Source organism: Qipengyuania pelagi (assembly GCF_009827295.1).
In the GTDB taxonomy this organism is placed as follows: domain Bacteria; phylum Pseudomonadota; class Alphaproteobacteria; order Sphingomonadales; family Sphingomonadaceae; genus Qipengyuania; species Qipengyuania pelagi.
The window spans coordinates 1,759,142-1,770,900 of record NZ_WTYD01000001.1 but is presented as its reverse complement, the minus strand read 5'-3'; the positions used below and the strand labels follow the sequence as shown (position 1 = coordinate 1,770,900).

The 11,759-nt window shown below is 64.4% G+C and carries 10 protein-coding genes; 6 read left to right on the top strand and 4 right to left on the bottom strand.

All coding sequences use genetic code 11. The features are described from left to right. Positions 1–25 precede the first annotated feature (25 nt). Positions 26–919: a MipA/OmpV family protein gene (locus GRI47_RS08755; RefSeq protein ID WP_160660879.1), complete on the top strand. Its 894-nt coding sequence runs from the start codon at positions 26–28 to the stop codon at positions 917–919. A gap of 55 nt (positions 920–974) precedes the next feature. Here GRI47_RS08755 and GRI47_RS14970 read toward each other — a convergent pair whose 3' ends face one another. Both GRI47_RS14970 and GRI47_RS14965 read right to left on the bottom strand, forming a co-directional pair. Next, positions 975–2,222 (bottom strand): alpha/beta hydrolase family protein, encoded by a 1,248-nt coding sequence (locus tag GRI47_RS14970; protein ID WP_237452755.1) that lies wholly within the window; start codon positions 2,220–2,222, stop codon positions 975–977. 362 nt (positions 2,223–2,584) lie between these two features. Continuing rightward, positions 2,585–3,070 carry a hypothetical protein gene (locus GRI47_RS14965; RefSeq protein ID WP_237452652.1) on the bottom strand — a complete coding sequence of 162 codons (486 nt, stop codon included), beginning with the start codon at positions 3,068–3,070 and terminating at the stop codon, positions 2,585–2,587. A gap of 95 nt (positions 3,071–3,165) precedes the next feature. On the opposite strand from GRI47_RS14965, the gene GRI47_RS08745 reads away from it, so the two are divergent. Together GRI47_RS08745 and GRI47_RS08740 are read left to right on the top strand one after the other, a co-directional pair. Further along, the gene (locus GRI47_RS08745; protein WP_160660878.1) at positions 3,166–4,440 is read left to right on the top strand and encodes a metal-dependent hydrolase family protein; all 1,275 of its coding nucleotides are present in this window, start codon (positions 3,166–3,168) and stop codon (positions 4,438–4,440) included. Positions 4,441–4,570: 130 nt separating this feature from the next. Beyond that, complete coding sequence (locus GRI47_RS08740; protein ID WP_160660877.1) at positions 4,571–6,442, top strand: DUF885 domain-containing protein; 1,872 nt, start codon at positions 4,571–4,573, stop codon at positions 6,440–6,442. A gap of 15 nt (positions 6,443–6,457) precedes the next feature. On the opposite strand, the gene GRI47_RS08735 is transcribed toward GRI47_RS08740, so the two are convergent. Continuing rightward, a complete protein-coding gene (locus GRI47_RS08735) occupies positions 6,458–7,768 on the bottom strand; it encodes a UDP-glucose dehydrogenase family protein (protein ID WP_160660876.1) in 1,311 nt (436 codons plus the stop codon). A 6-nt stretch (positions 7,769–7,774) separates the two neighbouring features. Continuing rightward, positions 7,775–8,566, bottom strand: a complete 792-nt coding sequence (locus GRI47_RS08730) for a metallophosphoesterase family protein (protein ID WP_160660875.1) — start codon at positions 8,564–8,566, stop codon at positions 7,775–7,777. Between the two features lie 267 nt (positions 8,567–8,833). Between GRI47_RS08730 and GRI47_RS08725 the strand changes: the two genes are divergently transcribed. From GRI47_RS08725 to GRI47_RS08715, 3 genes are all read left to right on the top strand, one after another. Next, positions 8,834–9,601: a TorF family putative porin gene (locus tag GRI47_RS08725; RefSeq protein ID WP_160660874.1), complete on the top strand. Its 768-nt coding sequence runs from the start codon at positions 8,834–8,836 to the stop codon at positions 9,599–9,601. 130 nt (positions 9,602–9,731) lie between these two features. Next, on the top strand, positions 9,732–10,169 hold the full coding sequence (locus GRI47_RS08720) for a VOC family protein (protein WP_160660873.1): 438 nt from the start codon (positions 9,732–9,734) through the stop codon (positions 10,167–10,169). Positions 10,170–10,367: 198 nt separating this feature from the next. Beyond that, complete coding sequence (locus tag GRI47_RS08715; protein WP_160660872.1) at positions 10,368–11,759, top strand: glycosyl transferase family protein; 1,392 nt, start codon at positions 10,368–10,370, stop codon at positions 11,757–11,759.

The following is an 11,759-nucleotide window of genomic DNA, read 5'->3' as shown; positions in this document are numbered from 1 at the left end:
CACAAGACAGACCGAGGGATCGATCATGACAATTACGAAGCTTTTCGCCGGGGTGGCCGCTTTCGCCATCGCCGCTTCCTTTGCTGCCCCTGCCGCCGCGCAGGACCAGGGCGAACCCGGCGTTACGTCGGAAGGCCCGGACGAGACGATCTTCGACGGCGATTATCTCAGCGTCGGCGTCGGTCTCGGCTACGCGCCCAGTTTTACCGGTTCGGATGATTACGTGACCTTCGTGTTTCCCGTCGTGCAAGGGTCCTTTCGCGGGATCGACATCAATCCACGCCCAGCCGGGGTCGCGCTCGATTTCCTGTCGACGGAGACCGAAGGCGGACCGAATTTCTCGCTGGGTATCGCCGGACGCATCAACACCGATCGGACCGATGTCGATGATATCGAGGATTCGGTCGTCGCCGCTTACGGGGAACTCGACACGGCGATCGAGGTCGGGCCGACGGTGGGCGTCTCCTTCCCGGCAGTGCTCAATCCCTATGACAGCCTGACCTTCAATGTCGATGCGCTGTGGGACGTGGCGGGCGCGCATGACGGGATGAAGATCGCGCCGAGCGTTGCGTATTTCACCCCGCTCAGCCAAGCGATCGCGGTCTCGCTGTCGGCCAGCGCGACCTATGTCGACGACGATTACGCCGATTATTATTATTCGGTCGCGCCCAACAATCCGAATTTGCCGATCGGATCGCGCCTGCCCGGTTTCCAGGCGGAAGGCGGCTTCGAAAGCGTGGGCACGAACTTGCTCGTCGCCTACGACCTCGGCGGGAACCTCGCCGATGGCGGCGTGTCGCTGATCGGGATCGGCGGCTATTCGCACCTTCTGGGCGATGCGGAGGATACGCCCTTCACCGCCATCCGCGGCGATGCCGACCAGTGGTTCGCCGCGATCGGGATCGGCTATACGTTCTAGGGGTCAGGCGGCCTTCGGAAAGGAAAAGGGCGGCCCGTGAGCCGCCCTTTTTGTGTCAGTCGTCGCTCGATCCGGTGCCGACCGTGCCTTCGGCCAGCATGGGCCGGGGATCGGGCAGCTCGGCACCGCGATCGCCGGTTTTGAGATACGTGTCGAACCACTGCATCATTCTGAGGTTGTAATCGTAACGGGCCGCCGCGCGTGAATTGCCATGGCCTTCGCCCGGATAGAGCACGAGGCGGACGGGCACGTCGGGCTTCCTGACCTTGATCGAACGATAGAGTTCGTAGCTCTGGCTCGGCGCGACGCGGGGGTCTTCCGCCCCGTGCATGATCAGCAGCGGGGTGTTGGCCTTGTCGACATGGTAGATCGGGCTGCGGGCGAGCGAATCCATCCAGTCGTCCCAGATATAGTCGCGCGCGTGGACCAGATATTCCTCGGTCGGGATGTCGGTCGTCCCGAATTTGGAAATGACGTTGGAGATACCGACGAACATCACGCTCGCGGCGTATTCGTCGGAATAATAGGTCGCGCCCCAGCCGCTGGCATAGCCGCCATAGCTGCCGCCGGTGATCCCGGTGCGGTCGCCATCGGCGATTCCTTCCGCGACCAGCGCCCGCTTGGCATCGACGATGTCGTCGAATTCCTTGCCCGCGGCATCCTTCTGATGTTCCTTGGAGAAGGCCGTGCCGTACCCGGTCGAGCCGCGATAATTGGGGAGGAAGACGGCATAGCCCTGGCCCGCCGCGACCTGGCCGGGCTTGCTGTAGGCGGTCTGCCAGCCATTGCTCTCATGCGCTTCCGGCCCGCCATGGACGTTCAGGATCAGCGGCGCGCCCCCGCGCGGTATCCGGCCGACCGGCTCGATCAGCACGCCTTCGATCGCCTGCCCGTCGCGCGCGGTATAGGTCAGGGTGCGCTGGTTGCCGAAATCGATATCCGCCAGCCAGGGGTTGTGCGTGGTCCAGCGGGTAAAGCCGCCATCGGCCCAGGTGAACAATTCGGTCGGGTGGCGCGGGGCATTGGCCTGCACCGCGACGGTATCCCCATTCGCCTCGACGGAGGTCAGGATCAGCTCGCCGCCCGGATATTCGCCCGCGACGCTGCCGTCATTGTTGTAGAGGCGCAGCGACGATTGCGCGCCCTTGTGGATGACTGCGGCAAGGCGTCCGTCGGCCAGCCATTCGGCGTCCACCGCCGCCTCGGGCGCACCGGCGTTGAGGGGGCGGAACTGCCCAGTCGCTACGTCGACCAGATGCAGCGTCGTATCCGCCGGATCGTTCGCATCGACGGCGGCAATCATGGCCAGCTGGCGCCCATCGGGCGAAATCTCGATATCGCCGAGCTTGCCGGGCGTTTCCACCACGCGCGCGACCCGACCTGTAGTCAGGTCGATAATATGCGCGCGTTTGGCGGTGTAGGAATCGTCGACCAGCGGGGTCGGCGCGCTTTCGACAACGGCCATGCGGCCATCCGGCGCGACATGAAAGGCGCTGACATAGCCGGGGATGGTGACGGCGCGCGGTTCCGCGTCGATCTTCTCGCCCACGCGGGCGGAGAACATGCGGTTGAGCCGTGCCTCTTCCTCGTAGACCACGGCATTGAACCCGGCCTTGTCCTGCGCTGTCCGCGCGGTATCCTCGGCAGCGGCGGTGAGCATATGGATCATCGAGCCGTCGGGTGACCAGGCATAGCTCGACACGCCGACACCCTCGACAGCGGCCAGCTTGCGCTGCGCCCCGCCATCTGTGGGAATGCCCAGACCGCGCGCTTCTCGCCATCCTTGGTCCACAGGAAGCTGATCATCCGCCCATCGGGCGAGAACTCCACGCCGCCCACACTGACATCGTCGGGCAGGAAGGCGCGCGCCGCATCCGGGCCGGTGGCGAGCATGAGCTGCTGCCGCGTGGTCCCGTTCTCCTCGCCCTCGGTCACGTCGGGCAGGCTGGCGGTGGTGTAGGCGATCTGGCGCCCATCGGGCGAGACCGCGATCGTGCCGACGCTTTCGAGCTTGGCGACGTCTTCGGGCGTCATCGGGCGGGCATTGGCAGCCCCGGCGATCAGCGACGCGCTGGCGAACAGGCTGGCGGTGAATAGAATGCGATTCATCGAACGGGCGATCCTCTTGTGTCCGGTTTCGGTTGTAATCATTGCCGCCTTTCATAGCGATACCGGCCCTGAGCGCAAACCGGCGCTTGTCCGGCACCGCCTGTCGCGGCACAAGAACGGCATAAGGGAGAGACCATATGACCCATTCCATCATCCGCCTGATACCCGCCGCGCTCGCCATGGTGGCCAGCCCACTTCTGGCCGACACCACCGTGATCCAGGCCGAGCGCGTGATCGTCGCGCCCGATGCGCCGCCGCTGGGCCGCTCGACCATCACCGTGACCGACGGGCGCATCGTCTCGATCGCGGAAGGATGGCAGGACGGGGCCGATGGCGCGACGCTGGTGCAATTGCCGGGCAAGACGGTCCTGCCCGGCCTGATCGACCTGCACGTCCATCTCACGGGCGATCCCGGCGGCGATTTCTGGCGGGACGCGGTGGAACCGGCCGAATGGGGCGTGGTCGTCGGCGCGAAGAATGCGCGCCTCACCGCCCTGGCCGGGTTCACCACCGTGCGCGAGGCGGGGAGCGCCCAGCAGACCGCCTTTTCGCTGCGGCGCGGGACCGAGGAAGGCCTGATCGCAGGGCCCCGCATCATCGCCGCCGGACCGCCGCTCGCGATCATCGGTGGGCATGGCGACGTCACCGGCTTCCTGCCCGAAATCAACGAGATCCTGTCGAGCGGATATAGCTGCACCGGCGCGGTCGAATGCGCGGCCAAGGTCAGGCGCGCAAGCCAGAACGGGGCGGACACGATCAAGATCACCGCGACCGGCGGCGTCCTCAGCCAGCAGGGCCGGGGCCTCGAGGCGCATTTCACCGATAGCGAGATGAAGAGCATCGCCGATACCGCGCATTCGCTCGGTCTCAAGGTGATGGCCCACGCCCATGGCGCGCGCGGGATCGAGGCGGCGAGCCGGGCGGGTATCGATACGATCGAGCACGGCACCTATCTCGACGAGGCGGCGGCGCGCGAGATGGTGAAGAACGGCACCGTGCTGATCCCGACGTTGATGGCGTTCAAGGGCGTGACCGAGCGGCTGGGGCAGGGGATCTACACGCCCGTGGTCGAGGACAAGATCCGCGCGGTCGCCGATGTGGCGCAGACCTTCATGGGCAAGGCGAGGAACTGGGGCGTGCCCATCGCCTTCGGCACCGATGCGGGCGTGTTCGAGCACGGGCGCAATGCCGGCGAATTCGCGCTGATGCGGGCGCAGGGAATGACCAACCGCGAAGCGCTGGCAAGCGCGACGACGATGGCGGCGCGCGTTCTGGAAATGGAAAACGAGATCGGGAGACTGGCGCCGGGCTATTCGGCGGACATTATCGCGGTGGACGGCGATCCGCTGGCTGATGTGACCGTGCTGGAAGATGTCGACTGGGTGATGGTGCGCGGTCGGGTGATCGAGTGATCCCGATTCTCAGATCCAATGCCTCAACCTGACATTGGTCGATCGGCATAACGCGGTCGTCACAGCGCATATTGCGGGGGCGCGGCGGCGGGCCTAGGCCTGTGCGCCTGTCATTCAGGGGAATCGGATCATGAAAATCGTTCGCCTCGCGCTTGTCGGCGCATCGGCTCTTTCGCTTGCCGCCTGCAGCACGACGATGAGCGCCGAAAGCGCCGCTGCGATCGATGCCGCCATGGCCGATACGCCCGTGAACGCCGCGACCGGCGAACAGGGGACACAGGCTGCGGCTCATGATGAACTTTTCGCCCTGTTCGCCGATGCGGACGAGCGCAGCCTCAAGCTCAACCCGCTTTCCGCCCTGTTCCGTGGGGACATGCGCTACGCCGATCGCCTCGGCGATTTCCTGACGCCCGCATTCAACGATGCCAGCCGTGCCGATGCCCAACGCAATCTCGCCGAGCTGGAGCAAATCGACCGCACCGCGCTGAACGAAACCGACCAGATCGCCTACGATGTCTTCGCCTACAACCAGCGCGAAACGCTGGACGGGCTCGAACCGGAAATTCTTGCGCTGACCGATGTGCGTCCGGTCAACCATTTCTACGGCTTCCACACCTTCTATCCCACCTTCTCGAGCGGGGAAGGCGCCGCGCCCTACAAGACGGTGCGCGATTACGAGAACGGCCTTTCGCGCAACCGCGACTATATAGCGCTGATCGACCGCGCGATCGCCAAATTCCGCGAGGGGATGGCAAGCGGGGTGCTGGAAACGAAGCTGACCATCGGCAATGTCATCGAACAACTCGAGACACAGGCGGCGATGGACATCGAGGACACGCCCTATTGGGGCCCGATCGCGAACCTGCCCGAGGATTTTAGCGCCGCCGACAAAGCGCGGCTGACCGCAGCCTATCGCCAGTCGATCACCGATGTCCGGGCCGCCAACGAGCGCCTGCTCGCGTTCCTCAAAGCCGACTATTACCCGCAGGCGCGTACGAGCGTCGGCCTGTCGCAGATGCAGGGCGGCGAGGCTCTCTACAACCAGCTCATCGAGCAGACGACCACCTTGCCGCTAACCGCGGACTATCTTCACAATCTGGGCCTGTCCGAAGTCGCCCGGATCAAGACGGGGATGATGGAGGTCAAGGACGAGGTCGGGTTCGATGGCAGCTTGCCCGAGTTTTTCGATTACATCCGCACCGATCCGCGGTTCAAACCGACCAGCCGCGAGGATCTGACGCAGCGCTATTATGCGATCGGGCGCGAAGTGGATGCGAAGATCCCTGCCTTCTTCTCCAAACTGCCCAAAACGAAACTCGAAATCCGGCCTTACGAGGAGTTTCGCGAGAAGTTCGAGGCTGGTGGATCCTACCAGTCGGGTACGCCCGACGGGTCACGTCCGGGCGTGTTCTATTTCAACGCCTACGACCTGCCCAGCCGCACCACGCCTGGCGAGACGACGCTGTATCTGCACGAAGGCGCGCCGGGGCATCATTTCCAGATCAGCCTGGCGCAGGAGAACGAGGCACTGCCCGCCTTCATGCGGTTCGGCGGCAATACGGCCTATGTCGAAGGCTGGGCCTTGTATTCGGAAACGCTGGGCTATCCGATGGGGCTGTACGACGATCCCTATGCCCGCTTCGGCACGCTGGACGACGAGATGCTGCGCGCGATGCGGCTGGTGGTCGATACCGGGCTCCATTCCAAGGGCTGGACCCGCGACCACGCGATCGAATATATGCTCGCCAATTCGGGCATGGGCCGGACCGACGCGACGGCCGAGGTCGAACGCTACATCGCCATCCCCAGCCAGGCGCTCGCCTACAAGGTCGGCGCGCTGAAAATCCAGGAATTGCGGGCCAAGGCGGAGGCGGCGCTTGGCGACCGGTTCGACATCAAGGCCTTCCACGAACAGGTTCTGGGCACGGGTGCCCTGCCGCTGCCGGTGCTGGAGGCAAAGATCGACCGGTGGATTGCCGACCAAGCCGGGACCGACGGCTGATCCCCTAGACCCCGGTCAGCCGCGCCCGATGCTGGTATAGGCGAAGCCGCGCTCGCGCATGTCGTCGGGGCGGTAGATGTTTCTGAGGTCCACCATGACCGGCGCCTTGGCGAGCGATTTTACGCGGGCAAGATCGAGCGCTCGGAAAGCGTCCCATTCGGTGACGATGGCGATGGCGTCCGCATCCTCGATCGCTTCGTAGGGATCGGAACACATCGTGACGTCGGGCATCAGCGGCTTTGCGAGATCCATCCCTTCGGGATCGTAGGCCGCGACCTCGACACCCGCATCGGTCAGCGTCTGCGCCACCGCGATCGCGGGCGAATCGCGCATATCGTCCGTGTTCGGCTTGAAGGTCAGGCCCAGGAGCGCGACCTTCTTGCCCCGCGCCCCGTCATGCCCGCCGATCGCGTCCAGCACCTTGCGGCCCATGGCGCGCTTGCGGCTTTCATTGACCTTGACCACGGCCTCCACGATCCGTGTCGGGCTGTCGTAATCCTCCGCCGTCTTGAGCAGGGCGAGCGTGTCCTTGGGGAAGCACGATCCGCCATAGCCGGGTCCGGCATGAAGGAATTTGGAGCCGATGCGATTGTCCATCCCGATCCCGCGGGAGACGTCCTGAACGTTGGCGCCGACCTTTTCGCACAGATCCGCCATCTCGTTGATGAAGGTGATCTTGGTCGCGAGGAAGGCGTTGGCGGCGTATTTGATGAGCTCGCTGGTGCGGCGGCCGGTGAACAGGATCGGCGATTCGTTGAGGAAGAGCGGGCGGTAGACCTCGCGCATCACCTCGCGCCCGAACTCGTCCTCGGCCCCGATCACGATCCGGTCGGGACGCTTGAAATCATCGATCGCGGCCCCTTCGCGCAGGAATTCGGGATTGGAGACGACCGCGACACGGTGTGCGGTTCCGCTGTCCCTGAGGATGCGTTCGACCTCGTCCCCCGTGCCGACCGGAACGGTCGACTTGGTCACGATCACCGCCTCGTTCGACAGATTCTGCCCGACCTCTTGGGCGACGGCGTAGACGAAGGAGAGGTCGGCATGGCCATCGCCCCGGCGGCTCGGCGTGCCGACCGCGATGAAGATCGCGGACGCGCCCGCGATCCCCTCGGCCAGATCGGTGGTAAAGGTCAGCCGTCCGGCCTTGACGTTGTTCGCCACCAACTGATCGAGGCCGGGTTCGTAGATCGGCATGATCCCATCATGCAGACGGTCAATCTTCGACTGATCCTTGTCGATACAAACCACTTCGTGGCCGAAGTCCGCAAAGCAGGCTCCCGATACCAGACCGACATACCCCGAACCGACCATTGCGATTTTCATATCGTCCTACCCATGCTGGATGGTGATCCTGCCGTCGCGCTCGATGGCCTGAATATAGCGGCGTTCGGTGCCTTCGAGAACGAGCGCGGTCAAGACCCCGGTGCGAAAGGCGCCTGTGTCGATGCCGATCCGGTGCCCCTGATCCTCGACGTCCTCGAAGATCGTGTGTCCGTGCACGATCACATGGCTGAGCGGCCCGACAGTGTTGAGGAACCGCTCGCGTATCCAGCGCAGATCCTTGGCCGACTGATCCTCGATCGGGCGCGAAGGGTCGATACCGGCGTGAACGAAGACGTAATCGCCGATCACGATCATGTCTTCGAAAGCGGCCAGAAAATCCCGGTGTTCCTGCGGGACGATAACGCGCATCTCGTCCTGCAACTCGTCGAGTTCGAGCACGTCGTATTGCTTGCGCGTCAGGCCGTAGCTCATGATCGTCTCGCGCCCGCCATGCTTGACGAAATGGCGCAACACCTTGCGATCGTCGAAGCTGTCGAGGAACATTTCCTCGTGGTTCCCGGCGAGGAAGCGCATCGGGCGTCGGGACTGCCATTCGCGAGCCAGCGCGATCACGCCCGCGCTGTCGGGGCCGCGATCCACCAGATCGCCTAACAGGATGACCGTGCTTTTCGCGATCGTATCCGCCTCGTCCTGCTCGATCGCATCCTTCAATGCGGCGAACAGGTCGCAGCGTCCGTGAATGTCTCCGACAATGTAATAGCGTTCGCCCTCGGGGACCGAAGGGAGCGGCCGGGCGGCCTTGTCGGAGCGGAAAATCTTGCTGAGGGCTTTAATCATGATTGGCATGTGGCGAGCGTGGAGCCCGGCGCAAGGCGTTTAGGCCAGGCCGCGCGAGGCTGCAACCGCGATTGCTGCACTGCGGCAAGCCGCTCCGTTGCCGATTTGCCACGCCCTGTGTTGCAAGTGCGAGAAGCGGTGGATCGAAACTTGCGCCGGTTGTCATTTTCGTGAAACAAGTTTGCCGATCCGAGCGAGGACCCCGCTCAAAAACAAGGGGCCCGGTGGATTGCAGGTGGGACGAAGCGACAACCACAGGAGTCTGTCATGCTCACGTCCTTTCGCGGCCCGGCCGCAATTTTTGTTTTGGCGAGCCTCGCCTTTGCGGCCCCCGTGGCTGCGCAGACCGTCAATGCCGCCGACGAAGTCGAAGCGGAAACCGAAGGTCCGATCACCTTTTCCGCCAATATCGCGCTGACCAGCGAATACCGCTTCCGTGGCGTCGACCTGTCGGGCGGCGACCCGGCGGTGCAGGGCGGCCTCGACCTTGCCCACGAATCGGGCTTCTACGTCGGCACCTGGGCATCGACCCTTGATGACGACACGGTCGGATACGGCGATGTCGAACTGGACGTCTATGGCGGCTGGAGCGGCGATATCGGCGAAGGCCTCGCGCTCGATGTCGGCGTGATCGGCTATCTCTATCCCGATGCCGGCCCCGGCGATTTCGATTACGTCGAATTCTATTCCTCGCTCGGCTTCACTTTCGGGCCTGCGGAAACCACCGTCGGCGTCGCCTATGCGCCCGAACAGGATTCGCTCGGCGGTACGGACAATCTGTACGTCTATAGCGATATCGGGGTGGGTATTCCGAACACGCCCGTCACCGTGACCGGGCATCTGGGCTATACTGACGGTTTCCTCACCTTCACCAATGACGGCGATGCCTTCGACTGGTCGATCGGGGCCGAGGCCAGTGTCTATGGTCCGTTCACGCTCAGCGCCGCCTATGTCGGCGCGGAAGGCGATATCGCCCCGGGAGCCTATGATTTCGTCGATGACGCTTTCGTGGTGACCTTGAGCGCAAGCTTCTGAGACAGGCGAAGGTTTGAAGAAAGGCGGGCGGTCCGGTCGGGCCGCCCCTTTCGTTATCGCACCATCGGCCCCATCTGGCGTGACGAATAGACGGCACGGATAATCGTGACGAAGAGTTAGGGGACCGACGATGACGAAATATCTCCACACCATGATCCGGGTCAGCGATCCCGATGCGACCTTGGCCTTCTTCGAACTCTTTGGCGTCAAGGAGACGCGGCGGTTCGACAATGAGAAGGGGCGCTTCACGCTGATCTTCCTCGCCGCGGAAGGCCAGGAGGGCGTGGCCGAGGTCGAACTCACTTATAACTGGCCGCCCGAAGACGGCAGCGCGCCCGAAGACTATACCGGAGGGCGCAATTTCGGCCACCTCGCCTATCGGGTCGACGATATCTACGCCACCTGTCAGCGGCTGATGGATGCGGGTCACACGATCAATCGCCCGCCGCGCGATGGGCATATGGCCTTCGTGCGCTCGCCGGACGGAATCTCGGTCGAACTGTTGCAGGACGGCCATCTGCCGCCGCAGGAACCCTGGGCAAGCATGGAAAACACCGGCAGCTGGTAAGCTCACGCAGGCCCTCGCGCGATAGACGGACCGCCACCGCCGGAAAGACGGCGCGGGCGGTTCGTCCCTGATCTTACCCCGATCCCATCCAGATCTTTCCCAAGATCTCTTCCAAGATCTCTCATTGCCCCTGCGCAAAATGCGTATAGACATTTGTGGACAGGAATGGGGGCGTGTGGGGCACATGCTGAAATTGTAATGGCCCTGGGGCAGGGCGGCGCGTTGTTCGTGGCGATGCAGCACGAGATGCTGCTGTTCGCGGGCGTCTTCTTCTTGATCGGGGCGCTGGACGAATTCGCGGTGGATATCGCCTATCTCTGGCTGCGCCTGACGGGGCGGTTGGGGACCGGCCGCATCGATGCTGGCGATCTCGCCGCCAATACGCTTACCGGGGACGCCGCCGTATTCATCCCCTGCTGGCAGGAGGTGCGCGTGATCGGCGCCACGGTCAGGCACGCCCTCGCCGTGTGGCCCGATCCCGAACTGACGATCCTTATCGGATGCTACGCCAACGATCCCGCTACGCTGGCCGTCGCGCGGGCGCTCGAGAAAGAGGACCGCCGCGTGCGGGTGGTCGTCAATCCCGAATTCGGACCGACCTCCAAAGCTGACTGCCTCAACTGCCTCTATCGGGCGCTTGAGGACGAGGAAGCGATGCGCGGCCGCGTCTTCCGCATGGTGTTGCTGCACGATGCCGAGGACATGGTCGATCCGCTCGCGCTCAAACTGTTCGACATCGCGCTCGACCATGCCGCTTTCGTCCAGTTGCCGGTGCTGGCCCTGCCCAAGCCGGGCTCGCGCTTCGTCGCGGGCCATTATGTCGACGAATTCTGCGAGGCGCACGCCAAGACCATGACCGTGCGCGATGCTCTGGGGGCAGGCGTTCCGGGTGCAGGCGTCGGCTGCGCGGTGCGGCGCGATGCGCTGTCGCGGATTGCCGCCGCGCGGAATGGGCGAGGGCCTTTCGCCGTCGATTCGCTGACCGAGGATTACGAGTTCGGCCTCGATATCGCGATGATGGGAATGCCGACGCGGTTCCTGCGGATGCGGACGAAGGAAGGGCGGCTGATTGCGACGCGGGCCTATTTCCCCGGCAGGATCGGCGAATCGGTGCGGCAGAAGACCCGCTGGGTGCACGGGATCGCCTTGCAGGGATGGGACAGGATCGGCTGGGGCAAGGGTGCGGCGCGGCGCTGGTTCGATCTGCGCGACCGGCGCGGCCCGCTCGCGGCGCTCCTGCTTTTCGTCGCTTACGGCCTGCTCGCCGCCATGGCGCTGAGCTGGGCGGCGCGTGGCTTCGGTCTGATCGAGACGGTCAGGTTGGGTCCCCTCCTCCACCTGCTCGTCGCTGCGAATTTCGCCGCGCTCGTGTGGCGGTCCGCGATCCGGGCCGTCTTTACGGGCCGCGAATTCGGCTGGCGCGAGGCGGCGCTCGCCGTGGCTCGCATTCCGGTCTCCAACACCATCGCGATCCTGGCCGGGCGGCGGGCGCTGTTCGCCTATCTGCGCACTTTGCGGGGCGCGCCGATCGTGTGGGAGAAGACGGACCACCGCGACCATCCCGCGATCGATGCACGCGAGGCGGCCTGA